The following is a 556-nucleotide window of genomic DNA, read 5'->3' on the forward strand; positions in this document are numbered from 1 at the left end:
CGGCTGGCGGCCGGGCCGACCAGCATGCCGTAGCCGCCGGCACCGTGTACTTCCTTGACTACCAGCTTGTCCAGATTGGCCAGCACATGGTCCAGCTCGCTCGGGTTGCGGCACTGGAAGGTTTCGACATTGTGCAAAATGGGTTCTTCGCCCAGATAGAAGCGGATCATCTCCGGCACATAGGGGTAGATGGACTTGTCGTCGGCCACGCCGGTGCCGATGGCATTGGTCAGCACCACATTACCCTGACGATAGGCATGCATCAGGCCGGGCACGCCCAGCATCGAGTCCGGGCGGAACGCCAGCGGGTCGAGGAAGGCATCGTCGATGCGGCGGTAGATTACATCGATACGCTTGTGGCCGGCGGTGGTGCGCATATAGACGTGGTCGTCGCGCACGAACAGGTCGCGTCCTTCGACCAGCTCGACCCCCATCTGCTGGGCGAGGACGGCATGTTCGAAGTAGGCGCTGTTGTGCTGCCCCGGGGTGAGGACCACCACGGTCGGGTTTTCCTGGCGGCTGGCTTGGCGCAGGGTGGCCAGCAGCAGGGTCGGGT

General features: G+C 63.8%; 1 protein-coding gene. It reads right to left on the reverse strand.

The genetic code is table 11. The annotated features are described in order from the left end of the window. On the reverse strand, window positions 1-556 hold a 556-nt coding region (locus EGI20_RS18990), incomplete at both ends, for a circularly permuted type 2 ATP-grasp protein (protein ID WP_498633265.1).

The sequence above is a fragment of the Aquitalea sp. S1-19 genome (assembly GCF_024343515.1).